General features: G+C 66.3%; 20 protein-coding genes. 15 read left to right on the top strand and 5 right to left on the bottom strand.

The annotated features are described in order from the left end of the window. Positions 1-1,227, top strand: coding sequence for a mannose-6-phosphate isomerase, class I (gene manA, locus ACNQVK_RS28060; RefSeq protein ID WP_418032139.1), 1,227 nt, complete (start codon positions 1-3; stop codon positions 1,225-1,227). On the opposite strand, the gene ACNQVK_RS28055 is transcribed toward manA, so the two are convergent. Then, on the bottom strand, positions 1,224-2,618 hold the full coding sequence (locus ACNQVK_RS28055) for an FAD-dependent oxidoreductase (RefSeq protein ID WP_418032138.1): 1,395 nt from the start codon (positions 2,616-2,618) through the stop codon (positions 1,224-1,226). The two genes, manA and ACNQVK_RS28055, sit on opposite strands and share 4 nt — an antisense overlap. A gap of 283 nt (positions 2,619-2,901) precedes the next feature. On the opposite strand from ACNQVK_RS28055, the gene ACNQVK_RS28050 reads away from it, so the two are divergent. Next, a complete protein-coding gene (locus ACNQVK_RS28050; protein ID WP_418032137.1) occupies positions 2,902-4,209 on the top strand; it encodes an AurF N-oxygenase family protein in 1,308 nt (435 codons plus the stop codon). Between the two features lie 68 nt (positions 4,210-4,277). Here the strand turns inward: ACNQVK_RS28050 and ACNQVK_RS28045 are convergent, their stop codons facing one another. Continuing rightward, positions 4,278-5,111: a methyltransferase domain-containing protein gene (locus ACNQVK_RS28045; RefSeq protein WP_418032136.1), complete on the bottom strand. Its 834-nt coding sequence runs from the start codon at positions 5,109-5,111 to the stop codon at positions 4,278-4,280. A 155-nt stretch (positions 5,112-5,266) separates the two neighbouring features. Here ACNQVK_RS28045 and ACNQVK_RS28040 point away from each other — a divergent pair, with 155 nt between their 5' ends. The 7 genes from ACNQVK_RS28040 (at position 5,267) to ACNQVK_RS28010 (ending at position 11,895) form a co-directional block, all read left to right on the top strand. Continuing rightward, positions 5,267-6,736, top strand: coding sequence for an amino acid permease (locus tag ACNQVK_RS28040; protein ID WP_273732679.1), 1,470 nt, complete (start codon positions 5,267-5,269; stop codon positions 6,734-6,736). A gap of 343 nt (positions 6,737-7,079) precedes the next feature. Then, on the top strand, positions 7,080-8,243 hold the full coding sequence (locus ACNQVK_RS28035; protein WP_418034388.1) for an alkane 1-monooxygenase: 1,164 nt from the start codon (positions 7,080-7,082) through the stop codon (positions 8,241-8,243). Next, positions 8,240-8,413: a rubredoxin gene (locus ACNQVK_RS28030; RefSeq protein ID WP_418032135.1), complete on the top strand. Its 174-nt coding sequence runs from the start codon at positions 8,240-8,242 to the stop codon at positions 8,411-8,413. The genes ACNQVK_RS28035 and ACNQVK_RS28030 overlap by 4 nt, the downstream gene beginning before the upstream one ends. Further along, positions 8,410-8,595: a rubredoxin gene (locus ACNQVK_RS28025; RefSeq protein WP_418032134.1), complete on the top strand. Its 186-nt coding sequence runs from the start codon at positions 8,410-8,412 to the stop codon at positions 8,593-8,595. Before ACNQVK_RS28030 ends, ACNQVK_RS28025 begins: the two co-directional genes overlap by 4 nt. A 53-nt stretch (positions 8,596-8,648) precedes the next feature. Further along, positions 8,649-9,272, top strand: a complete 624-nt coding sequence (locus tag ACNQVK_RS28020; RefSeq protein ID WP_070187227.1) for a TetR family transcriptional regulator — start codon at positions 8,649-8,651, stop codon at positions 9,270-9,272. 137 nt (positions 9,273-9,409) lie between these two features. After that, positions 9,410-10,870 (top strand): adenosylhomocysteinase, encoded by a 1,461-nt coding sequence (gene ahcY, locus ACNQVK_RS28015; RefSeq protein ID WP_418032133.1) that lies wholly within the window; start codon positions 9,410-9,412, stop codon positions 10,868-10,870. A 134-nt stretch (positions 10,871-11,004) separates the two neighbouring features. Next, positions 11,005-11,895, top strand: coding sequence for an LLM class F420-dependent oxidoreductase (locus tag ACNQVK_RS28010; protein WP_418032132.1), 891 nt, complete (start codon positions 11,005-11,007; stop codon positions 11,893-11,895). Here the strand turns inward: ACNQVK_RS28010 and ACNQVK_RS28005 are convergent. The 3 genes from ACNQVK_RS28005 to ACNQVK_RS27995 form a co-directional block, all read right to left on the bottom strand. Continuing rightward, entirely contained in the window at positions 11,850-12,695 is an 846-nt protein-coding gene (locus tag ACNQVK_RS28005) for a helix-turn-helix transcriptional regulator (protein ID WP_418032131.1), read from the bottom strand. The genes ACNQVK_RS28010 and ACNQVK_RS28005 overlap by 46 nt on opposite strands. A gap of 138 nt (positions 12,696-12,833) precedes the next feature. Then, entirely contained in the window at positions 12,834-14,543 is a 1,710-nt protein-coding gene (gjpA, locus tag ACNQVK_RS28000) for an outer membrane porin GjpA (protein WP_418032130.1), read from the bottom strand. Between the two features lie 611 nt (positions 14,544-15,154). Continuing rightward, complete coding sequence (locus tag ACNQVK_RS27995; protein WP_418034386.1) at positions 15,155-16,981, bottom strand: fatty acyl-AMP ligase; 1,827 nt, start codon at positions 16,979-16,981, stop codon at positions 15,155-15,157. A 108-nt stretch (positions 16,982-17,089) separates the two neighbouring features. Between ACNQVK_RS27995 and ACNQVK_RS27990 the strand changes: the two genes are divergently transcribed. From ACNQVK_RS27990 to ACNQVK_RS27965, 6 genes are all read left to right on the top strand, one after another. Next, positions 17,090-17,722 carry a dTMP kinase gene (locus ACNQVK_RS27990; RefSeq protein ID WP_418032129.1) on the top strand — a complete coding sequence of 211 codons (633 nt, stop codon included), beginning with the start codon at positions 17,090-17,092 and terminating at the stop codon, positions 17,720-17,722. A 52-nt stretch (positions 17,723-17,774) separates the two neighbouring features. Beyond that, the gene (mtrA, locus tag ACNQVK_RS27985) at positions 17,775-18,461 is read left to right on the top strand and encodes a two-component system response regulator MtrA (RefSeq protein WP_019343547.1); all 687 of its coding nucleotides are present in this window, start codon (positions 17,775-17,777) and stop codon (positions 18,459-18,461) included. After that, positions 18,458-20,119: an MtrAB system histidine kinase MtrB gene (mtrB, locus tag ACNQVK_RS27980; protein ID WP_418032128.1), complete on the top strand. Its 1,662-nt coding sequence runs from the start codon at positions 18,458-18,460 to the stop codon at positions 20,117-20,119. The genes mtrA and mtrB overlap by 4 nt, the downstream gene beginning before the upstream one ends. Before the next feature lie 17 nt (positions 20,120-20,136). Further along, positions 20,137-21,876, top strand: a complete 1,740-nt coding sequence (gene lpqB, locus ACNQVK_RS27975) for an MtrAB system accessory lipoprotein LpqB (RefSeq protein ID WP_418034384.1) — start codon at positions 20,137-20,139, stop codon at positions 21,874-21,876. A gap of 103 nt (positions 21,877-21,979) precedes the next feature. Continuing rightward, positions 21,980-22,879: a hypothetical protein gene (locus ACNQVK_RS27970; RefSeq protein WP_418032127.1), complete on the top strand. Its 900-nt coding sequence runs from the start codon at positions 21,980-21,982 to the stop codon at positions 22,877-22,879. Positions 22,880-22,889: 10 nt separating this feature from the next. Continuing rightward, positions 22,890-23,519 carry a ComF family protein gene (locus ACNQVK_RS27965; RefSeq protein WP_418032126.1) on the top strand — a complete coding sequence of 210 codons (630 nt, stop codon included), beginning with the start codon at positions 22,890-22,892 and terminating at the stop codon, positions 23,517-23,519. Positions 23,520-23,828 lie beyond the last annotated feature (309 nt).

Genomic DNA, 23,828 nt, shown 5'->3' with positions numbered 1-23,828 from the left:
GTGCATCTGCTACGGGGCGCGGTGCGGACCTATGCCTGGGGTTCGCGTACGGCAATCGCTGATTTCACCGGAAGGCCCAGTCCGACAATCCATCCGGAGGCCGAGCTGTGGCTCGGGGCGCATCCGGGCGACCCGGCCTGGCTGCAGACCGAACACGGTGAAGAGTCGCTGTTGCAGGCGGTTCACGACGACCCCGAGGGCCAGTTGGGCAGCGTGGCGATCGGCCGATTCGGCGATGCACTGCCATTCCTGGTCAAGGTGCTGGCCGCCGACGAACCGCTGTCGTTGCAGGCTCACCCCAGCGCCGCGCAGGCCCGGGAGGGCTTCGACCGCGAGGATCGGCTGGACATCCCGGTGTCCTCGCCCATACGCAACTACCGCGACCGGAGCCACAAACCCGAATTGCTGGTTGCGCTGGGGCAATTCGATGCGCTCGCCGGATTCCGCACCGTGGACCGCACGGTCGAGCTGATGCGCGCACTTGCGGTCTCGGATCTTGACCCGTTCATCAACCTGCTCTCCGATCAATCCGACGCCGACGGGTTGCGGGCTCTGTTCACCACCTGGATCACCGCGCCGCAGCCTGACCTCGACGTGCTGGTGCCTGCAGTTCTCGACGGGGCGGTCCATTACATCCGTTCCGGGGCAAAGAAATTCGCCGCCGAGGTCAAGACGGTGCTGGAGCTCGGTGAGCGTTATCCCGGTGATGCCGGCGTGTTGGCCTCCCTGTTGCTCAACCGCATCAGCCTGCGCCCCGGGGAGGGCATCTACCTTCCTGCCGGAAACCTGCACGCATACCTGCACGGTGTCGGTGTCGAGGTGATGGCCAACTCCGACAACGTGCTGCGCGGTGGGCTGACCCCGAAGCACGTGGATGTGCCCGAGCTGCTGCGGGTGCTGGACTTCACCCCGACCCCCGAGGAGCGACTCCGCCCGGAAACCGTCACGGACGGGGCGGAAACCATCTATCAGACACCCGCGCAGGAGTTCGCGGTGTCGGTGCTGGCGGTCGACGGTGAACACATCGGTGCCGAGATCGACGTGCACTCCCACCACGATGGCCCGCAGCTGCTGCTGTGCACCGAGGGCGCCGCGGTGGTCTATGCCGACGACGACAAGCTGACCATGCAGCGCGGCGCGGCGGCCTGGGTGGCGGCCGAGGACGGCCCCATCCGGTTGACCGCCGCCGAGCCGACGAAGCTGTTCCGCGTGACGATCGGGATCTAGCGGGTACCGGTCACGGGCACGGCGTCGAGGACGCCGACCTCGCTGTCTCGGCTCTTGCGCCCGGCGACCCATTGTTTGACGTTGTTACGCATCGCGCGGCCGATCAGGCGGGGTGTCGGCACCAGATAGAGACTGTCGAGCAAGCTGGTTCTGCTCAAGAACCATTCGGCCAGAACGGGGTCGGTCTCGGCTGCGGCGACAAACTGGGTGAAGAGTTCGTACGCCGGCCGGTACCACCAGGGGCGGTCGCCCTGCGCCCCGTGTTCGGTGTGGTCCGCCGCGCCGTTCATCATCCACACCGGCCAGATCGTCTTGGCGTTGCGGAACGCCAGCCGCCACATCACGTTGTCCATGCCCTCGGCCAGCGCCCGGCGGAGATTGCCGGCCTGCAGTGCTGCCATCGTCACGCCCTGTCCGAACGTGGGGTTGAGGCTGGCGATGGCGTCACCGAACGGCAGGATTCCCGTGGGAAATTTATCGATCCGCTCGTAGCGGCGCCACCTGCTCGTCGGGTACCGGTGCACGTTCATTTCGCCGACGGGAGTCCCGGCCCGCAGCGCGGCACTGATCTCCGCAGGCAGCAGCTCGTCGGCCAGCGTGCAGACCTCCGCGAAGTCACGCGGCGGTTCGGCCTTGGCCACTCCGAATGCCGTCACCATCCAGATGCCGTCCTCGTGAAACAGCATGCCCATCCCCAGTGGGCGGTTTCGGGTGGCGCCGACGATGACCATCTTCTGGGGCATCATGCCGTCGGGGATCTTCACGCGGTGCGAGGCGTACGTGACGCCCACCTGTACCGAATCCTCGCGTGGGCGCTCGAATCCCCACTGCTGCAACCACGTCGGAAGCCGGCTGCCGCGGCCTGACGCGTCGACCACCAGATCGGCCGGCGTGACATCACCGTCGTCGAGGACGACGCCGGTCACCCGCTCGGCTGCCGGGTCGTACTGCGGATGCGCGACGGCTCGGTGCGCGATCTCGATGCCGGGCATCGCGCTCACCCTCTTGCGGATCTGCCATTCGAGGTGGCCGCGGCTGGGCACATAGGCGACGTACTTGTCGTCCAGTCCGGTCTCCAGGATGTGCCCGGCCGCGTCGAAGTGGATCAACTCGCGACGGTTGCGTATCACCGGGACCCCGGCCGCCGCCATGTCGTGGAGCAATCCGGGGAACAGCCCCTCCAGTTCCTGAGCGCCACGGGCCATCAGCAGATGTACATGCTGGCCCTGCGGTATGGCGCTGCGATTGACCGGCTGGTCCGGCAGCTCATCACGTTCGTAGAGGATGACGCGGTCGAAATGGTCGGCGAGTACCCGGGCTGCGCACAGCCCGGCGATGCTCCCTCCGACAACAACGGCTTGTTTCGACGAAAGTTCGTGAGTCCTGCGCATATGACGGCTACGGTACTGCGAACTGAGCACGAACCGGGTCCGAATGAGAGGCAACGTCAATTTTGTCTGCCTTTCCGTCATCGTCTGCGGGCAGCCCCTCGCACGGGTCCGCGAGTCGTCTTCGCGGCCGGTCAGCGCCGTCGGCGGCGGTCGTCGCGGGTGCTGGTCCCGCCCACCTAACGGACGTGCAACAACTCGTGGCACAATCCCGTGGCTAGGGCCGTGATACGGCTCTCAGGTTGATACCCTCTGCAAGGAAACTCACACATCAACGGATGGGGAAATGACAACGGTCGGCGACGCGGACGGCACAGCAACGGGGGACCTTTACTTCGAACGAGTGGAGGCCCTCTCTCGTGCGACGGTCCGTCGGCGGTTCGATCCCTACGTCGACATCGACTGGGACGCACCCGAGAACGCGTTGGACGAGCACGATCCGCGCTGGCAACTGGATCCGGACAGCGCCCCGCTCGCGGCGACGGACTGGTATGCCCAGCAGCCGTTGCAGCGTCGAATTGACATGGGCCGCTGGATCACCGCGAACACCCTGAAAGTCACGCTCCAGTTCGAAATGATGTTGATTCGCGGAGTGGTGCATTACGCCGGCAAGATGCCGAACGGTTCCCCGGTATTCCAGTATCTGCTCCACGAGCTCATCGACGAATGCAATCACATCCAGATGTTCCAGGAATTCGTCAATCGTACCGGCGAGGATGTCCCCGGAATGCGGCGCGGCTCCCGGTTCATCGGACCGATCCTGGGCTTTATCGGCGGTTATGCCAACATCATCCATTTCATCGGGGTGCTGTGTGGTGAACAACCGCTGCACTTTCAGCAGACTCTTCAGCACCGCGGCGCGGCGCACGTACCGCCGCTTCTGAACAAGATCACCTATATTCATCTGGCGGAGGAAGCTCGTCACATTTCGTTTGCCGATGACCTTCTGGCTCAGCGAATGCAACGCGTAACGCGATTGAAGCGGGCGTGGTATGCCATTCTCTTCCCATTCTTTCTCCGGTGGTTGATCGGGGAGATGATCGGGCCCCCACGCACTTTCGCCCGGCAGTTCGGCGTTCCGCGCCGGGTCTTCAAGGCTGCGTTCTGGCGGAGCGATCAGTCGCGGCAGATGATGGCGGAGTCGGCCGCCGACGTTCGGCGGGTGGCCGAGGACCTGGGCCTGCGGACGACATGGTCGCGCTGGATCTGGCGAATGTTGGGTATCGAGGGGCGGTTACCCCGCTATCGCGGTGAGCCGGATCGTGGTTCGGCGATCACCCGCGTGACCGGGCTTCACACCGCCATGACGGCTCGTCTGACCGCGGTGGCGATCATGGCGGGCGTCGCCCTGCTGGCGACGCCGGACGGATTGCGGATCATCGCGTGTGCCGCTGTCGGCGCGGGTGTGTGGGCCGCCTACCACGGTCTCCGGGAACGTCGTGGCGGTGTCATGGGCAATCAACCCTTTGAATGGCCGCGGCTTTTCGTCTGGGTTGCGGTGTGCGTGGCCATGATCCCGGCCGGTGGGCTGATCGGCCTCGCCCTGGTGGTCTTCATGATCCTGGCGCTCGCCGAGTTCATGCCCACCCTCTGACCGCACGCATGACAAAGCGGCGACAGACAAGCGCCGCTGGTCAAAGGGTTTCGCCGAGCCGGGTGCCGTCAGGCAGGCTTGTGATACGTGTACACCCGGTACTGGATGAGGCCGAGCTTGGACAGCCACTTCATCCAGCGGGTGCCGACGATCATCGTCTTCTGGGCATCCGCCGACCCCTGCTCGCGGAAGAACTTGAGCAGGAACGGATAGGTCGGCAACGTGTTCTTCCGGATGTTGCGCTTCGCCGCGAGTTCGAGCCCCGCCCGCTTGCCCATGGACTTGTAGCCCCGCAGGGGCACATTGCCGAGCGTTCCGTAGGACTTCGCGATCCTGGGACGGATCGCCATCCAGATCGGTGTCTTGCCGAAGAACATCAGGGTCGGCACGAAGTCGGACACCGCCAGGTAACCACCCGGCTTGAGCACCCGCGCCGCCTCCGCGAGGAACTTCTCACGGGACGGGAAATGGAAGATGCACTCGACGGCCAGCACGCGGTCGAACGAGTTGTCCTCGAACGGCAGCTGGCAGGCGTCGGCTTCGACCCAGCCGATCTTGTTGCCGTTGACCGGCTTGGTCTGGGCCTCGGCGGCCGCGAGCTGGCGCGGGTCGATGTTCAGACCCGTGAGATCCATGTTGGAGTAGGTGCCGTTGATCTGCTGGATGGTTCCGCCGAATCCGCAGCCGGCGTCCAGCACCTTCTGCCCGTCGGCAACCTTTCCTGCCGCGAACAGGACGTGGTCCATCTGCTCCATGGCGGCGATGTAATCGGCCCGGGTGCCCTTGGCGGTCCTGGGGTCCTCCCAGTAGCCCCAGTGCACCTGGTTTTCCCACAGCTGGCCGGTTTCGCCGCCGTCCTGCCGTTCATCGATCAGCAGGTCAAAGTAGGGGAGCTCAGCCATGCGCGGGACCGTATCACGATCGGGGCCGAGTGTGACGTAGACCCCACTGGGGCGGCAGGGCACGGTTCGGCGAAGTTTGAGAGTCCTACCTGTTTCACCGCCACCGTGGTGGGAACATTGCGTGACCCAGGACAGGATGAGAGGCAACACCACATATGTCTGCCCTTCGGCGAACGAAATCTGTCGAGCAGTCGATAGCCGACACCGACGAGCCGTCGACGCGGCTGCGCAAGGACCTCACGTGGTGGGACCTGACGGTGTTCGGGGTCTCGGTCGTGATCGGCGCGGGCATCTTCACCATCACCGCGTCCACGGCGGGCAATCTGACCGGGCCGGCGATCTCGATCGCCTTCTTGATCGCCGCCGTGGCCTGTGGTTTGGCCGCGTTGTGCTACGCCGAGTTCGCCTCGACCGTGCCGGTGGCAGGCAGCGCCTACACCTTTTCCTATGCCACGTTCGGCGAATTCGCCGCGTGGATCATCGGGTGGGATCTGATCCTGGAGTTCGCGGTCGCGTCCGCAGTGGTGGCCAAGGGCTGGTCGAGCTATCTCGGAACGGTGTTCGGGTTCGGCGGCGGGATCGCGGACTTCGGCGGTCTGGCGGTCGACTGGGGCGCGTTGGTGATCATCGCGCTGGTGACGGTCCTGCTGGTGGTCGGCACGAAGTTGTCCGCGCACTTCAGCCTGGTGATCACGATCATCAAGGTGTCGGTCGTGCTGTTGGTGGTGATCGTCGGCGCGTTCTACATCAAGGCCGCGAACTACACCCCGTTCATCCCGCCGAACGAGGCCGGCGAGGGGGCCAGCGGCGCCGACCAGTCGTTGTTCTCGTTGCTGACCGGGGCCGCCGGCAGTCACTACGGCTGGTACGGAGTGCTGGCCGGCGCCTCGATCGTGTTTTTCGCGTTCATCGGGTTCGACGTCGTCGCGACCACGGCCGAGGAGACCCGCGATCCGCAGCGCGACGTACCTCGCGGCATCCTGGCCTCGCTCGGCATCGTCACCGTGCTCTATGTCGCGGTGTCGGTGGTGCTGTCGGGCATGGTGTCCTACACCGTGCTGCGTGACGCGCCGGACGGCCATGCCAATCTGGCCACGGCCTTCGAGGCCAACGGTGTGCACTGGGCCGCGAAGGTCATCTCGATCGGCGCGCTCGCGGGCCTCACCACGGTGGTGATCGTGCTGATGCTCGGGCAGACCCGGGTGCTGTTCGCCATGTCGCGCGACGGTCTGCTGCCGCGCCAACTGGCCGTCACGGGCAGTCACGGGACACCGGTCCGCATCACCGTGATCGTCGGTGTGCTGGTGGCCATCGCGGCCTCGGTGTTCCCGATGGGCCGGCTCGAGGAGATGGTCAACATCGGCACGCTGTTCGCCTTCGTGCTGGTCTCGGCGGGCGTCATCGTGCTGCGGCGGAGCCGCCCCGACCTGCCGCGCGGATTCCGCGTGCCGTGGGTGCCGGTGTTGCCGATCGCGGCGATCCTGGCGTGCCTGTGGTTGATGCTCAACCTGACCGGATTGACCTGGATCCGGTTTCTGCTCTGGATGGCAATCGGCGTGGTGGTGTACCTCGCCTACGGCCGGCGGCATTCGGTCCTGGCCAACCGGGACGTCGCCACGGTTTAAGGACAACGCCGCCCGGCGGAGCCACGCCATCGAAACTGAAGCCAGGGACAAATCCAGCGCCGATTTTGTCCCTGGCTTCAGTTTCGATGCGGCGACATCCTCCAACCCTCGAATCTCGCTCGCAGCTCGCACACGGCCCTACCTGCGTTGTGACCTCGCACACCAATAACTCTTTACAAAACATAGTCAAATGTCTAGACAGGCGACATGCTGCCGCTTATAGTCAAGTCATTGCAGTGATAGCTCTCACATAAGGAGGCTCATCGTGGTGGCGGAACTCTCGGGCGGACCGGACGTCGCAGACGTCGGGCAGTGGCGGGACAAGAAGCGGCGTCTGTGGCTCATGGGTCTGATCGCCCCGACGGCGATCTTCGTGATGCTGCCGCTGGTCTGGGCGCTCAATCAGGCCGGCTGGCATGCAGCGGCACAGGTGCCGCTGTGGATCGGCCCGATCCTGCTCTACGTTCTGCTGCCGCTGCTCGACCTGCGGTTCGGACCCGACGGCCAGAATCCGCCCGACGAGGTGATGGAGCAGCTGGAGAACGACAAGTACTACCGGTACTGCACCTACCTCTACATCCCGTTCCAGTACGCGAGCGTCGTGATGGGTGCCTACCTGTTCACCGCGTCCGACCTGCACTGGCTTGGGTTCGACGGTGGGCTGGGCTGGCCGGCCAAGATCGGCATCGCACTGTCGGTGGGTGTGCTCGGAGGGGTGGGCATCAACACCGCACATGAGATGGGGCACAAGCGTGACTCGCTGGAGCGCTGGCTGTCCAAGATCACGCTGGCCCAGACCTGGTACGGCCACTTCTACATCGAGCACAACCGTGGGCACCACGTGCGGGTCGCCACCCCCGAGGATCCCGCATCGGCGCGTTTCGGCGAGACCTTCTGGGAGTTCTTGCCGCGCAGCGTGTTCGGCAGCCTGCGCTCGTCGTGGGAGTTGGAGGCCACGCGGTTGCGCAGGCAGGACAAATCGCCGTGGCACTGGTCCAACGATGTGCTCAACGCATGGGCGATGTCGGTGGTGTTCTGGGGTGCGCTGATCGCGATCTTCGGCGTCGGTGTGGTGCCGTTCATGGTGATTCAGGCGATCTACGGCTTCAGCCTGCTGGAGTCGGTGAACTACCTCGAGCACTACGGGCTGCTTCGGCAGAAGACCGCCAACGGCCGCTACGAACGCTGCGCGCCGGTGCACAGCTGGAACTCCGACCACATCGTGACCAACCTGTTCCTTTATCACCTGCAGCGCCACAGCGATCACCACGCGAACCCGACACGCCGGTACCAGATTTTGCGCAGCATCGACGGCGCGCCCAACCTGCCCAGCGGGTATGCCTCGCTGATCGGGCTCACCTATCTGCCGCCGTTGTGGCGCAAGGTGATGGACCACCGGGTTCTTGAGCACTACGACGGTGACATCACCAAGGTCAACATCCAGCCGCGGCTGCGGGAGAAGGTCTTGGCCCGGTACGGGGCTTCCGACAACGGTGCTGCGGCATGAGCGCCTACCAGTGCCCGGGGTGCGGCTACATCTACGACGAGACCAAAGGCGCTCCGCGCGAAGGGTTTCCGGCCGGAACGGCGTGGGATGACGTACCTGACGACTGGTGCTGCCCCGACTGCGCCGTACGGGAGAAGCTCGATTTCGAGGCAATGGGAGTAGTGACATGAGCGAGCCATACAAGCTGTTCGTCTGCGTGCAGTGCGGATTCGAGTACGACGAGGCCAAGGGCTGGCCCGAGGACGGCATCGAACCGGGCACGCGCTGGGACGACATTCCCGAGGACTGGAGCTGCCCGGACTGCGGCGCGGCGAAAGCCGATTTCGACATGGTCGAGGTCGTGCGGCCTTGACGGCTTCGTGCGACGCGCTCGAAACCGGCCCGGAAAGCGATATTGTCGCCCGTGTGAGTCGGCCGCGAGACAAGCAGCGCATCCCGTATGCGGAGGCATCGCGAGTGCTGTTGCGCGATTCGATTCTCGACGGCATGCGGGAGCTGCTGCTGACCCGCGACTGGTCGGCCATCACGCTCTCGCACGTGGCTCAGGTTGCGGGTATCAGCCGTCAGACGATCTACAACGAGTTCGGTTCACGCCAGGGCCTGGCCGAGGGATATGCCATGCGCCTGGCGGACCGCCTCGTCGATGCGGTCGACGAGGCCATCAACAACAACGTCGGAGAAGTGCACGCGGCGTTTCTCGAGGGCTTTCGTGCTTTCTTCCTCGAGTCCGCCGCCGATCCGCTGGTGATCTCGTTGCTCACCGGTGCCTCCAAGCCCGACCTACTGCAGATCATCACCACCGGCAGCGGGCCGATCATCTCCCGTTGCTCGCAACGGCTGACCGGAACCTTCCAGAACAGCTGGATGAAGGCCAGCGACGAGGACGCCGGGGTGCTGGCCCGGGCGATCGTTCGGCTGGCGATGAGTTACGTGTCGATGCCGCCCGAGGCGGACCACGACGTGGCCGGTGACCTGGCCCGACTCATGACGCCTTTCGCCGAGCGCTACGGTGTCATAGATACCCCGTAGCTGTCAGAGCGCCGCCGCCGTTACTCCGCATGAGCGCCTGTCCCGCGAGCCCGCAGGCTAGAGGTATCTGCGTGTGGCGTCGCCGTTGGGCGCGTCTATGCGCGTGCAAGCAATCACGACTGAAAGAGGGCTCTGATATGACCGAGTTGAAGGCCGACAGCCTCAACGGTATCGACTACAAGGTGGCTGATCTCTCGCTGGCCGAATTCGGCCGCAAGGAGATCCGCCTGGCCGAGCACGAGATGCCCGGCCTGATGGCGCTGCGTCGCGAGTACCACGAAGTGCAGCCGCTCAAAGGCGCTCGCATCTCCGGCTCACTGCACATGACCGTGCAGACCGCGGTGCTGATCGAGACGCTGGTTGCTCTTGGCGCCGAGGTTCGTTGGGCTTCCTGCAACATCTTCTCCACCCAGGACCATGCCGCCGCGGCGATCGTCGTCGGTCCGAACGGCACCCCGGAAGAGCCCAAGGGCACCCCGGTCTTCGCCTGGAAGGGCGAGACGCTGGAGGAGTACTGGTGGGCCGCCGAGCAGATGCTCACCTGGGAGGGCGAGCCGGCGAACATGATCCTCGACGACGGCGGCGACGCCACCATGCTCGTGCTGCGTGGCGCCGAGTACGAGAAGGCCGGCGTGGTGCCGCCGTCGGAGGAAGACGACTCGGCCGAGTGGAAGGTCTTCCTGTCTCTGGTGCGCAAGCGCTTCGAGACCGAGAAGGACAAGTGGACCAAGATCGCCGCGTCGGTCAAGGGTGTCACCGAGGAGACCACCACCGGCGTGCTGCGGCTGTACCAGTTCGCGGCCGCGGGTGAACTGGCGTTCCCGGCGATCAACGTCAACGACTCGGTCACCAAGAGCAAGTTCGACAACAAGTACGGCACCCGGCACTCGCTGGTCGACGGCATCAACCGCGGCACCGACGCGCTGATCGGCGGCAAGAAGGTGCTGATCTGCGGCTACGGCGACGTGGGCAAGGGCTGTGCCGAATCGCTGGCCGGTCAGGGTGCGCGCGTGCAGGTCACCGAGATCGACCCGATCAACGCCCTGCAGGCGCTGATGGACGGCTACGACGTGGTGACCGTCGAGGAGGCGATCGGCAACGCCGACATCGTGGTGACCGCGACCGGCAACTTCGACATTATTCTGCTCGACCACATGAAGGCGATGAAGGACCACGCGATCCTGGGCAACATCGGCCACTTCGACAACGAGATCGACATGGCGGCCCTGGAGAAGTCGGGCGCGGTGCGACTGAACATCAAGCCGCAGGTCGACCAGTGGACGTTCGGTGACTCGGGCAAGTCGATCATCGTGCTGAGCGAGGGCCGTCTGCTCAACCTCGGAAATGCCACGGGCCACCCGTCGTTCGTGATGAGCAACAGCTTCTCGAACCAGGTGATCGCCCAGATCGAGCTGTGGACCAAGAACGACGAGTACGACAACGAGGTCTACCGCCTGGCCAAGCACCTCGATGAGAAGGTGGCGCGCATCCACGTCGAGGCGCTGGGTGGTTCGCTGACCAAGCTCACCAAGGAGCAGGCCGAGTACATCGGCGTCGACGTCGACGGCCCGTACAAGCCGGAGCACTACCGGTACTGAGTTCCCCTTCTGCGCGAGCAGATGCGAAAGTCCCCGAGATCCAAGGATTTCGGGGACTTTTGCGTTGGTGGTGGTGCCGGTCCCAGGTTGACTGCGCCCTTCCCGGCTCGGCGACGGAGCGGCAGGGTGAAGGCATGAAGTTCGGTGTCAGCACATTCCTCACTGACCGGGGCCTGGCGCCCACGAAACTGGCGACAGCACTTGAGGAGCGGGGATTCGACTCGCTCTTCGTCGCCGAGCACACTCATCTGCCGGTGGCCGGGCCGGTTCCGCCTGAAGGTGACCTGCCGTCGCACGATTACTACCGGTCGCTGGACCCTTTCGTTGCGCTGTCGGCGGCCGCCGTCGTCACCGATCGACTGATCCTCGGTACCGGGATTGCATTGGTGGTGCAACGGGATCCGATCACGCTCGCCAAGGAAGCGGCGAGTGTGGATCACCTCTCCGGCGGTCGCTTCCAGCTCGGCGTCGGCGCCGGCTGGCTGCGTGAGGAGATGCGCAATCACGGTACCGAGCCGAGGACCCGGCTGGCGTTGATGCGCGAGCGGGTGCTGGCGATGAAGGAGATCTGGACCACCGAGAAAGCCGAGTTTCATGGCGAGTTCGTCGATTTCGACCCGATCTACTCATGGCCCAAGCCGGTCCGGCGGCCCCACCTGCCGGTGCTGGTCGGCGGCAACGGCCCCACCGTATTGGAACGGGTGCTCGAATACGGTGACCAGTGGGCGCCGAATCTGGTTGGCACACCTGAGGAACTGGTGACCCGGGTGAAGGAACTTCGGCGCCGGGCCGACGACCGCGGACGCGAACGGATTCCGGTGACGCTGATCGGCGCCGACCAGCGAGGCTACCTGGGGCCCGACCGGCAGAGCACGATCACACCGTTGACCCATCGCGAGCTCGAGGTGTTGGCCGACGGCGGCGTCGATCATTGCGTGTTCTTCCGCGATGCCGCGGCCGCGGAGACCGAGGCGTTGCGCTATCTCGACGAACTTGCCGAGCTGACCGGGCCGTTTCGCGATTGAGCCGGCATCAGGGCCGCGAGCCGTTCATCGGTGCCGGTCCCGGGTCTCGGGTTGTACAGCACCAGATGCCAGCCCGGATGGTCGGTGACGGCCAGGGTTGTCTTGTCGAACACCAGCTCGCCGATCTGAGGATGCAACACGGCCTTGATCGCCTGTGAATGGTGCCCCACGTCGTGCCGTTCCCAGAGCCCGACGAACTCGGGGCTGACCGCGCCGAGATCATCGACGATCTCGGCGAACCGGTCATCGTCGGGATACCGTGCCGCATCGGCGCGGAACGCGGACACCACCCCCGGCGCCGCCGCTGCCCAGTGGAGGTACATGTCGCGGTAGCGGCTGTTGGTGAAGAACGTGACGAGGCAGTTGCGATCGGTGGCCCCGTAGCCGAACACCCGCCGGGTCGCTTCGTTGACCGCGAGCAGATTCCAGTACCGGTCCTGCAGCATGGCCGGTCGCGGCGACCACGCCTCGAGCAGATGGAGAAGCTCGGGAGTGACTTCGGTTTCGCGCTCACCGGCCGGCGGGGGATTCAACCCCGACAGCGAATACAGGTGCGAGCGTTCGGGTTGCGAGAGCTGCAGGGCAGCGCTGATGGCGTCCAGCACGCTCGACGACACGTTGATGTCGCGGCCCTGTTCGAGCCACGTGTACCAGGATGTTCCGACGCCGGCCAGCAGGGCAACCTCCTCGCGGCGCAGTCCCGGGGTTCGTCGCGTGCCGCCGACCACGAACCCCACGTCGGCCGGCTTGAGCCGGGCCCGGCGGGTACGCAAGAAATCGCTGAGCTGCTCGCGCTTCATAGATCGATGGTAGAAGTGCCGCCAGGGCCGGCGCGCGCATCGGCCTGGTGGTGTCACCACCTGGATCGGTCTCGGGCGAGGTGTACGAACGCGCGGTGGGCCCCTCCGGAGAGGGGCCCACCGTCGTCACTGGCTTGGTTACTTCTTGTCGTCGTGCTTGCTCTTGCTACCCGCGTCCTTCTTGGCCGAGCTGTCCGAGCCGGCGCTGGAACCGCTTGAGCTGGAAGTGGATTCGCCCGACTTGCGAGTGCTGTTCGCGCCCAATCCGTTGCGGACGTTCTTCACCGCATCCTTGACACCCTTGACCAGATTGCCGCGAGGGCTCTTGTCCGTCGTGGTGGCGGCCCGGGTCTTCGGCGCCTTCACACCGGTCTGGACCTTCGGCGACGTCTTCCCGGCGGTCGTGGCATCGTCGGCCGATTCCGTTGGTGCCCCGGCCTTCTCGTCGGTTGCACCGGTTTCCTCCGCGGTAGCAGGCTTCTCCACGGACACCGAGACCGTCTTGTTCGTGGTCGCGTGTGTCAGCTCGGTGGCTGCGGCAACGCCGGTGGAGGCGGCGGTGTCTGTGCCGTCGACTGTCGCGGCGACGGCGGTGGCGCTGTCAGCCGCAGCCTCGGTGCCGGTGGTCAACCCCTGCAGCTTCTTGACGATGTCGTTGACGGCGGCCGTCTTGAGCATGTCGCGAAGTTTGGTGACGCCGGCGCTTTCCGCGGTGTCGCTCAGCACGTCACCCGTCGCGAGCGGCTTCAGCCCGAACAGCGGGGGCTTGGGGGCGGGGGCATTGCCCTTGCCGTCCCAGTCGTCCCATCCGCTGCCGAGCAGCACGCCGACCGTCTGCGACAGGCCTTGCAGGGCCCCGATCGGTCCTACCGCCTCGCCCTTGACCGAGATGCCGATGGCGCCGAGTTTGACGTCGAGACCGAGGCTGTTGAAGATCGATCCGCCGACCGAGGGGATCGTGACCTTGTTGCCGTCTTCGTCGGTGTACTCGTAGGTGCTGCGGTCCGTGGAGCCGGTGGTGAGCAGACCGCCGAAGGCGATGTTGAGCCCGTCGATCGTGACGCCGTCCTTGATCAGGCCCGCGCTGTTGATCATCGGCGCCAGTGCGTCGAGATTGAGGTTGGCACCGTTGAGGAAGGCGTCGACCATGCCGGCCGGAACCCCGAGCAGGCTGGAGAGCGCGGTCGTCGAGTCGCCGGCCTGGAGCGCGTTGGAAATCGCCACGGCACTGTTGAGCAGGGCCACGGCGGGGCTGACCACCGGGCCGATGGATCCGATCAGGACGCCGCTCAGCGGCGAGGCCAAGATGCCCATGACCGCCGAGAAGGTGTCGACATCGACGCCCTCGGCCAGGAACGACGGGAACATGTCGAGTGCCATGCCGTGCAGACCGCCAAGGGTGTGCTTGAGCACCGCGTCCTTGGTGGCGTCATCCGCGCCGATCAGCGTCAGCCCGGCCGCCACCTTCATCACGTTCGCGGCGAACTGCTGTGACACCGCCTCGAAGCTCGACGGGTCGTCGAACAGCTGCTTGGCGTAGCCCAGCTGGTTGGCGATGGCCTGCTGCAACCCGACGCCCGGAGCCAACAAGAAGTTGTCGGCCAGAATCGTGCCGCTGGCCTTCGCGGTGTCGAACGCCGTCTGCAACGGGGCAAAGGGGTCCCAACCTGCGGTGAGCCGGACCGCGCCGGCCTGGATGTCGTGTTGAACGCCGGCCGGGACAGGGGCGATCCCCGGGGCGGCAGCGATCACGGCGGCACTGGCCAAGACGGCACCGGCAGTGAGCCAATGACGGTTGACTTCTTGCTTTGCACCCACAGCGGTGTGGGGCTGAGCAACGAGATGCACGGCATCTCCTTTCGCATCTGTAAATAACAGGGACAGACCATAGCCTGAGAAATGTTTGAGAATGCAAGAACGTGGCAATCTTCCTAGCTGCGTTAAGCGTCCGGCCCGCCGAGCAATGTCCGGCCGTCGGCGTCCCCGCTGATCACGGCTGCCGATGCTTGCGATGGCAAATATTTATAGTTTTTCTAATGTTTCGGATGCGGCTGGGTTCGGGCCTGGGAGCGGGCGGGTGCACTCGCCGCGGAGCGCGGCCCCGGCGGGTTCCGCCGATGCTTCTGGGGTGGAGCTGATCGGCGGGCCGATTGTGGCAGGGACGGACAAATTGCCTGTCCTGGAACGGAATTCGCATGGCCCATGCATCGGGCGGCGCAAGCGTGGCGGGCCCGGGACGCGGGGCGGTGCGGCGCACGAAAGGCCGCGGGTGGCGCGAACTCCTCCCGTGTGGACGTGCCGGGTCAGCGCACTCTTATCGATTCATCGCGACGAAATCGGGCGCGCTGGATGGACGGGCGATGTGCTGGCTCTTTACTGCTGCATCTGCAGGCAATGCGGCCACAGGCTCCGCTGCGGCTACGGATTCAGCAAACAATTCAACGCGGGCTCGCCCGGCTTCAGGCGTGGCTGGCGGCCTGCTGACGGGCTGCCTCGGCCTTGATGAGCTCGGCGATCTGGACCGCCGCTTCGAGTTCTCTGGCCTTTGCGAGATCGTCGAGCGCCGAGGCGGTGCGCGATGACGCCACGGCCGCGATCTCGCCGTCGAGGAACTGTCGTCGGCACTGCCCTCGCTGGATCTTGCCGCTCGATGTGGTGGGGATCGACAGGTGTTGCACCAACAGGACCGAGTTCGGCTCGAGCCCGTAGCGGTCGGTCACCGCCGTGCGGATCGTCGCGGCGACATCGGAGAGGTCGACGGCGGGGTCTCGATCGCGATGCACCTCCTGTACGACGACCAGCTGTTCGACCGCCCCGAGGCCGGGGGTGAACGCGAAGACGGCGCCACGCCCGGAGACCAGCACCGGATGGCAGTCCTGTGCTGTTCGCTCGATGTCGTTGGGGTAGTAGTTGCCGCCGCGGATGACGACGAGGTCCTTACAGCGTCCGGTGATGAACAGCTCGCCCGAGCGCAGGAAACCCAGATCGCCGGTACGCAGGAACGGACCGGCCGGGGTGTCCGGCAGCGCCGCCGCGAACGTCTCTTCGGTCTCCTCCGGCCTGGCCCAATATCCCCAGCCCACGCTGGGGCCCGCGATCCAGATTTCTCCCACCTCGTCGGTCCCGCATGGCCGGTGGGTGACCGGATCGACGATCACGATCTGTTGACCGCCCCTGGGCCGGCCGCACCCCACCAGCGCCACGGCGGAGGGATCTCCGGGTTCGGCGTCGACGACGCGGTCTGCTTGCAGCCCGGCGCGATCGATGCGCTCGACCACCGGCAGCGCCGAGTCCGAGCCGCCGGAGACCAGCAGGGTTGCTTCCGCGAGCCCGTACACCGGACAGAACGCCTCCGGCCGGAACCCGGCCGGGGCGAACGCGTCGGCGAAGCGTTCCAGCGTGGCGGCCTGTACCGGCTCGGCACCGTTCATGGCGGTGGCCAGGCTCGACAGATCGAGTGCCGCACGCTCCTGCGCGGTGCTGTCTTCCACGCAACGGTCGTAGGCGAAGTTCGGTGCGGCGGTGAAGGTCGCGCGATGCCGGGATATCGCCTCCAGCCATCCCATCGGGCGTTTGACGAAGGACGACGGCGACATGAGATGGGTGGTGCACCCGACGTGGAGCATCGAGAGGATCGCACCGATCAGACCCATGTCGTGATGGGACGGCAGCCAGAACACGCTGGTCGCGGTGTCGTCGCCGTGCCACACCTGACGGATCGACTCCATGTTGTGGAGCAGGTTCCGGTGCGTCAGTGCGACGCCCTTCGGCGTGGTGGTGGACCCGGACGTGTACTGCACCATGGCGATCGCGTCGGCGGACAGATCGGGTGCCGCCCAGCTCTCCGCCCGTCCGGCGCCTTCATCTTCTTCTCGGTCGGTGCGGATCCATCGCAGGTCGCGACCTTCGGCAAGCTCGTCGATCGCGGCCTTGATCTTCGACTGTGTCTCGGCGGTGGCCAGGGCGAAGCGGGCGTGCGCGTCGGGCACGACCGAGGACAGGCGCGGAGCCAGTCGCTCGTGTACCGGTATGGCGACAGCGCCCGCGTAGATGCAGCCGAAGAAACCGGCGATGGAGTCAAGGCCCGGCCGGCACAGCACCAGGACGCGTTCACCGGCGGCGCCCTGTTGGTACAGGTCCGACGCGATCGCCCGGGCCCGGGCGTCCAGCTCCCGGTAGGTCAGTTGCGTGAGGTTCTCGCCGTCGCCGTTGTAGGAGAAGCTGAACGCGACCTTGTCCCCGTAGGTCTCGGCTCGCTGCCGCAGCAGGTCCATCAAGGTGTACATCCCACTACCTCGTCCGTCGGCGATCTCGGGCACCGGGCGACGGTACCGGAAGAAAATGCTAAGCATGGCTATCTTTGCGGGAACGTACGCCGGCGTTAGGCTGCCCGCGTGCTCATAGCGATTGAGGGTGTCGACGGCGCAGGCAAACGTACGTTGACCAACGGACTCCGGGCGGCGTTCGAGGCCGACCACAAGTCCGTCGGCAGCCTGGCGTTCCCGCGCTATCACCACTCGGTGCCCGCCGATCTGGCCGCCGAGGCGCTGCACGGGTCGCACGGGGACCTGGCCGATTCGATCTACGCGATGGCCACCCTGTTCGCGCTCGACCGGGCCGGCGCGCGTGAGGAGATCGAACACCTGCAGGGCGCCTACGACGTCGTCATCCTGGACCGCTACGTCGCCTCGAATGCCGCCTACAGCGCGGCCCGGTCGCACCAGGGTGCCGACGGTGAGGTGGTTGCCTGGGTGCGCGAGCTCGAGTTCGACCGCCTCAAACTCCCCAGGCCGGATTGGCAGGTGCTGCTCGACGTCCCGACCGAGCTGGCCGCGCAGCGGGCCGAGCAGCGGGCCAACACCGAGGCCGATCGCGCCAGAGACGCGTACGAGCGCGACGGCGGGCTGCAACAGCGCACCGGTGAGGTCTACGCCGGGCTGGCCGCGGCCGACTGGTGCGGGCGATGGGCCATCGCGGGCCCGGATGTGGACCCGGACGCCCTCGCGGGTCGGCTAAGCAGCAGATAAAGCCGAGAAACCCGCGTGTGGTAGCCCGGTTTTGTCGCGATCGGGTGACACCATGGACACCATGAGGCAAAGGATCCTTGTCGTCGACGACGACCCATCGCTGGCCGAGATGCTCACCATCGTCTTGCGTGGTGAGGGATTCGACACGGCGGTCATCGGAGATGGCAGCCAGGCACTCACCGCGGTCCGCGAACTGCGGCCCGATCTGGTCCTGCTGGACCTGATGCTGCCCGGCATGAACGGGATCGACGTGTGCCGGGTGCTCCGTGCCGACTCGGGCGTGCCGATCGTGATGCTGACGGCGAAGACCGACACCGTCGACGTGGTGCTGGGCCTGGAATCCGGCGCCGACGACTACGTGATGAAGCCGTTCAAGCCGAAGGAGCTGGTCGCCCGCGTGCGTGCGCGGCTGCGCCGCAACGAGGACGAGCCTGCCGAGCTGCTGTCGATCAACGATGTCGAGATCGATGTGCCGGCCCACAAGGTGACCCGTCAGGGCGAGCAGATTTCGCTGACACCGCTGGAGTTCGACCTGCTCGTGGCGCTGGCACGCAAACCACGCCAGGTGTTTACTCGTGATGTGCTGCTCGAACAGGTGTGGGGATATCGCCACCCCGCTGACACCCGTTTGGTGAACGTGCATGTCCAGCGGTTGCGGGCCAAGGTTGAGAAAGACCCGGAGAACCCGCAGGTGGTGTTGACCGTTCGAGGAGTGGGATACAAGGCCGGACCCCCGTGATCTTCAGCTCCAGACGGCGCATCCGTGGTCGCTGGGGAGGATCCGGCCCACTGTTGCGCGGATTGGGGACGCTCGGCAGAGCGCTGAGCATGGTGTGGCGCCGTTCGCTGCAACTGCGGGTGGTCACCCTGACACTGGGGTTGTCGCTCGCCGTCATCCTGGTTCTCGGTTTCGTGCTGACCAGCCAGATCACCGACCGCATTCTCGAGGTGAAGGTCAAGGCTGCCACCGAGGAGGTCGAACGCGCCCGCATCACAGTCGGCGGCATCGTCGGCGGTGAGGAGAGCCGCTCGCTCGACAGCAGCCTGCAGTTGGCCCGCAACACCCTGATCGATCGCAAGGCCGACGCCCGTGCGGATGTGGCGGGGGCGTTCGACGCGGTGCTCATCGTTCCCGGCGACGGCCCGCGCGAAGCCGCCGCGGCCGGGCCGGTGCAGCAGGTGCCGAAGGCGTTGCGGGACTTCGTCAAAGCGGGGCAGGTCAGTTACCAGTACGCCACGGTGCACACCGATGCGTTCTCCGGACCGGCGTTGATCGTCGGCAGCCCGGCGTCCTCGTCGGTGCCCAATCTTGAGCTCTACCTGATCTTTCCGCTGAACAACGAGGAAAGCACCATCTCGCTGGTACGCGGCACCATGGCGACCGGCGGCGTGGTGCTGTTGGGTCTGCTGGCCGCCATCGCCCTGGTGGTGGCCCGGCAGATCGTGCAGCCGGTGCGCTCGGCCTCGCGGATCGCCGAGCGGTTCGCCGAAGGCCACCTGACCGAGCGGATGCCGGTGCGCGGTGAGGACGACATGGCCCGGCTGGCGGTGTCGTTCAACGACATGGCCGAGAGCCTGTCGCGCCAGATCCAGCAGCTCGAGGAATTCGGTAACCTGCAGCGCCGCTTCACCTCTGACGTCAGCCACGAACTGCGCACCCCGCTGACCACGGTGCGCATGGCGGCCGACCTGATCCACGACCACAGTGAGGATCTGGACCCCGCCTTGCGCCGGTCCACCGAACTGATGGTCAACGAACTGGACCGCTTCGAGACCCTGCTGGCCGATCTGCTGGAGATCTCCCGCCACGATGCCGGTGTCGCCGAGCTGTCGGTGGAGTCGGTCGATCTGCGCTCCACGGTGCAGAGCGCGCTGGACAACGTCGGGCACCTGGCGGCCGACGCCGAGGTCGAGCTCGACGTCAACATGCCCGAGGGCGAGGTGATCGCCGAGGTGGATCCTCGCCGGGTGGAACGGATCCTGCGCAACCTCATCGCCAACGCCATCGACCACGCCGAACGCAAACCGGTGCGAATCCGGATGGCCGCCGACGAGGACACCGTCGCGGTCACCGTCCGCGACTACGGCGTCGGCCTGCGTCCTGGCGAGGAGAAGCTGGTGTTCAGCCGCTTCTGGCGGTCGGATCCGTCGCGTGTCCGGCGCTCCGGTGGCACCGGGCTGGGCCTGGCCATCAGCATCGAGGATGCGCGCCTGCACCAGGGCCGGTTGGAGGCCTGGGGTGAGCCGGGCAAGGGCGCCTGCTTCCGCCTGACGCTTCCGCTGGTGCGTGGCCACAAGGTGACCACCAGCCCGCTGCCTCTCAAACCCGTTGCACCGCAGCAGAAGCAGCGGCAGCGTCCCAACCATGACCGGGAGCATGCGGAGGAGAACGTGTGAAGCGCCTGCTGACGGTGATGATCGTCGGTCTGGTAGTTCTGGTGTCCGGGTGTGCGGGAATTCCGAATTCGTCTTCCCCGCAGGCGATCGGCACGGTCGACAAGCCGGCACCACCGAATCTGCCCAAACCGGCGCCGGGGATGGACCCCGACGTGCTCCTGCGTGAATTCCTCAAGGCCACTGCCGATCCCGCGAACCGCCATCTGGCGGCCCGGCAGTTCCTCACCGAGTCGGCGTCCAGCTCATGGGACGACGCCGGCAGCGCGCTGCTGCTCGACCGGGTGGTGTTCGTCGAAACCCGTGGCTCAGACCGGGTTTCGGTGAACATGCGGGCGGACATCCTCGGGTCGCTGTCCGATATGGGAGTGTTCGAGACAGGGGAGGGGGCACTGCCCGACCCCGGTCCCATCGAGCTCGTCCAGACCCCGGGCGGCTGGCGCATCGACAAGCTGCCCAACGGAGTTTTCCTCGACTGGCAGCAGTTTCAGTCGACCTACAAGCGCAACACGCTCTACTTCGTCGACCCGACCGGAACCACCGTCGTGCCCGACCCGCGCTACGTCGCGGTGTCCGATCCCGACCAGTTGGCGACCGAGCTGATCTCCAAACTGGTGGCCGGGCCACGTCCGGAGATGTCCAGGGCGGTGCGCAACCTGCTCGAACCGCCGCTGCAGCTACGCGGTCCGGTAACCCGGGCCGACGGTGGCAAGACCGGGGTGGGCCGCGGTTACGGTGGTGCCCGGATCGATCTCCAGAACCTCTCGACCACCGATCCGCACAGTCGTCAACTGCTTGCCGCACAGGTCATCTGGACCCTGTCGCGGGCCGGGATCAGCGGGCCCTACGTGATCAACGCGGACGGCGCACCGCTGGACGACCGGTTCGCCGACGGATGGGAAACCTCCGACGTCGCGGCCACGGATCCGGGCGCGGTGCCCGGTGCCGCCGCGGGCCTGCATGCGCTGGTGGGCGGCTCACTGGTGGCGCTGGACGGGCAGAGCACCAGCCGGGTGCCCGGGGCCTTCGGTTCGGCGCCCAATCAGAAGTCGGCCGCGGTATCGCGCAACGGTCAGAACGCGGCGTCGGTGGTCGTGCTGCCCGATGCCCCGGAGGCGACCGCCGCCTCGCTGTGGATGGGACCGCTGGGCGGACCCACCGCCATGGCCATCGAGGGCCGCACCCTGACCCGGCCCAGTTGGTCGCTCGACGAAGCGGTATGGGTGGTGGTCGACGATGCCAACGTGGTGCGTGCCATCCGTGACGCATCCGGTGTGCCGGCCCGCATTCCGGTCGACGTGGCCGCGGTGGCCACCCGCTTTCCGGGCCCGATCACCGAACTGCAGCTCTCCCGCGACGGCACCCGTGCGGCGATGGTGATCGGCGGACAGGTGATCCTGGCCGGGGTCGAGCGGACCCCCGAGGGACAGTTCCTGCTGACCTACCCGCGGCGCCTCGGCTACGGCCTGGGCAACACCGTGGTGTCGCTGTCCTGGCGCACCGGCGATGACATCGTGGTCAGCCGGACCGATCCCGCGCACCCGGTGTCCTACGTCAATCTCGACGGGGTGAATTCGGACGGGCCCAGCCGCAATCTGGTGGCCCCGGTGGGCACGGTGGCCGCCAATCCGTCGACGGTGTACGTCGCCGACCAACGCGGTGTGATGCAGCTTTCCGCGTCGGTCAGTGAGGACAACCCCGGGTGGGTCGAGGTGCGCCCGCTGATGGTTCCCGGCTCGCTACCCGTGCTGCCGGGCTGAGGCGCCGGGCCAAATCGGCTGAGGCTCTGAGGCTCTGCACAAAAGAGGTGTCGCTACCCGCTCACGGTCGGACATAGGCTGGGGGTCGACCGAGGGGGGCGGCATGGCAGAAGATCGTGACGACGCGTATCCGGTGATGACGGCCGACGAGATGGCGCATGTTCGGCGCCTCACGCTGGAGGTGCTGGCGGCGCGCCGGGTCGAGGCGGTGTTCGACGCGGACGGTGCCACGGTGAAGTGTTCGGACGGGTCGAGTTACGGTCTCGACAACCTGGTCCGCTCGTGTCGCAATGCCGGGCAACAGGATTGGCCCGCACTGGTGGACAAGCACTTCGCGGACATGCTCGCCGCCCGGGACCGTCCCAGGGTCGAGGACATGGACTTCTCCGAACTGCTCGAACGGGTGCGGGCCAGGGTGCTGTCGACCGAACAGGTCGAGTCCTCACCAGGGGACATGCTGTCGTACGGGTGGCCTGTCGCCGACGGCCTGACCGAGGTGCTGTGCATCGACTACCCGGACGTCGTCGCCTATCTCAACACCGACCAGGTCTCGGCCCGGGACGCAGGCAGGTTGCGCGAGGCGGGTCGGCGCAACACCGTCGCCGAGCCGATCGACGAGGTCATCCGCCGCAGTGACGATGATGCGGAATTCTCGATCCTGGCCGGCGAATCGGTGTTCGTCGGCTCGAAGATCCTCGACATCGGGTCCTTGGTGCCCGATTACCTGCCGGTGACACCGCACGGGGTGATCGTCGGCGCGCCGTCGCGAAACCTGCTCATGGTCCATCCGATACACGCCGCGGGTCCGGTGCTCGCGGCAGTGAACGCCATGGCGCACCTGTGCCAGACGCTCAGTGCAGGCAACCCGGGCCCGATCAGCGGCGACCTCTATCACTGGAACGGTGACCTGCAACGGATCACCTCGCTGGACCCCCAGACCCGAACCATCTCGGTACTGGCCCAGGGGGCGTTCGGCGATGTGCTCACCGCACTGACGCGCTGAGCGCCGTGGCATGTTCGACCTCGTCCTGCCGCGGGAATGCGGCGGCTGTGGCGCGCCGTCGACCAGATGGTGCGCGTCGTGCGCCGGACAATTCCGGGTCGGCGACGACGAGCCGCACCTGTTCACCCCGCGAGCCGATCCGGGAGTCCCGGTGTTCGCGCTGGGGCGCCACGCCGGGGCCCGCAGGCGCGCCATCGTGGCGGTCAAGGAGCACGGTCGGACCGACCTCATCACCCCGCTGGCCTGCGCGCTGAGTACGGGCCTGCGGAACCTGCTGACCTGGGGGATCATCGGCACTCCGGTGACCGTCGTACCGGCTCCCACCCGGCGCGCCGCAGCACGTCGGCGCGGTGGTGATCCGGTCGGCCGGATCGCGACCTCGGCGGCGGCGGGGCTGCCCGGCGTTCACGTCGTGGCGGCCCTGCGCCTGCGGCCGTGGGTGCGTGATTCGGTGGGCCTGTCGGGCGCCGCACGCCAACGCAACATCTCCGGCCGGGTCCGCCTGATCAGACCGATCGCGGGCGAGGTGGTGTTGGTCGACGACATCGTCACCACCGGGGCGACGGCGGCCGAATCGGTGCGGATGCTCACCCGCGCCGGGGCGCAGGTGTCTGCTGTGCTGGCGATTTCGCACGCCTGACGCGTCTGTCATTTCGGTGGGATCAAACCCACATGAAGAACTGAAAACACGTATTTGAAATTGGTGGCACGAGTGGGTGAACACGGACTACCGTCGGCAGCAACCACCCGTGAATGACTCACGGCGGCGCTCCCGCAACGCTGCGCCACTTCACCGCCAAACGGTAGGAGGTGAGTACCCGACACCTTTCGCCGCTGGGTGGAGCAAATTATTCGGCCCATCGGCACCATCACGATTCGTTGAGAAGTAGGGCACGCGCAACGCGTGTGACAACTGAGAGAAACGAGTTGCCGAGTATGTCAACCCATT

Origin of the sequence: Mycobacterium sp. 134 (assembly GCF_048282715.1) — a bacterium.
GTDB classification, from domain to species: Bacteria; Actinomycetota; Actinomycetes; order Mycobacteriales; family Mycobacteriaceae; genus Mycobacterium; species Mycobacterium septicum.
This window is presented reverse-complemented; position numbering and strand designations above follow the sequence as displayed.

Coding starts and splice junctions, on each gene's coding strand:
- ACNQVK_RS28035 (WP_418034388.1), top strand. CDS start 7,080: ATGGGTCTGATCGCCCCGACGGCGATCTTCGTGATGCTGCCGCTGGTC.
- lpqB (WP_418034384.1), top strand. CDS start 20,137: ATGATCGTCGGTCTGGTAGTTCTGGTGTCCGGGTGTGCGGGAATTCCG.
- ACNQVK_RS28005 (WP_418032131.1), bottom strand. CDS start 12,695: ATGAAGCGCGAGCAGCTCAGCGATTTCTTGCGTACCCGCCGGGCCCGG.
- ACNQVK_RS27970 (WP_418032127.1), top strand. CDS start 21,980: ATGGCAGAAGATCGTGACGACGCGTATCCGGTGATGACGGCCGACGAG.
- ACNQVK_RS28025 (WP_418032134.1), top strand. CDS start 8,410: ATGAGCGAGCCATACAAGCTGTTCGTCTGCGTGCAGTGCGGATTCGAG.
- ahcY (WP_418032133.1), top strand. CDS start 9,410: ATGACCGAGTTGAAGGCCGACAGCCTCAACGGTATCGACTACAAGGTG.
- ACNQVK_RS28030 (WP_418032135.1), top strand. CDS start 8,240: ATGAGCGCCTACCAGTGCCCGGGGTGCGGCTACATCTACGACGAGACC.
- ACNQVK_RS28010 (WP_418032132.1), top strand. CDS start 11,005: ATGAAGTTCGGTGTCAGCACATTCCTCACTGACCGGGGCCTGGCGCCC.
- ACNQVK_RS28050 (WP_418032137.1), top strand. CDS start 2,902: ATGACAACGGTCGGCGACGCGGACGGCACAGCAACGGGGGACCTTTAC.
- ACNQVK_RS28040 (WP_273732679.1), top strand. CDS start 5,267: ATGTCTGCCCTTCGGCGAACGAAATCTGTCGAGCAGTCGATAGCCGAC.
- ACNQVK_RS28055 (WP_418032138.1), bottom strand. CDS start 2,618: ATGCGCAGGACTCACGAACTTTCGTCGAAACAAGCCGTTGTTGTCGGA.
- mtrA (WP_019343547.1), top strand. CDS start 17,775: ATGGACACCATGAGGCAAAGGATCCTTGTCGTCGACGACGACCCATCG.
- ACNQVK_RS27995 (WP_418034386.1), bottom strand. CDS start 16,981: ATGTACACCTTGATGGACCTGCTGCGGCAGCGAGCCGAGACCTACGGG.
- ACNQVK_RS28045 (WP_418032136.1), bottom strand. CDS start 5,111: ATGGCTGAGCTCCCCTACTTTGACCTGCTGATCGATGAACGGCAGGAC.
- ACNQVK_RS27965 (WP_418032126.1), top strand. CDS start 22,890: ATGTTCGACCTCGTCCTGCCGCGGGAATGCGGCGGCTGTGGCGCGCCG.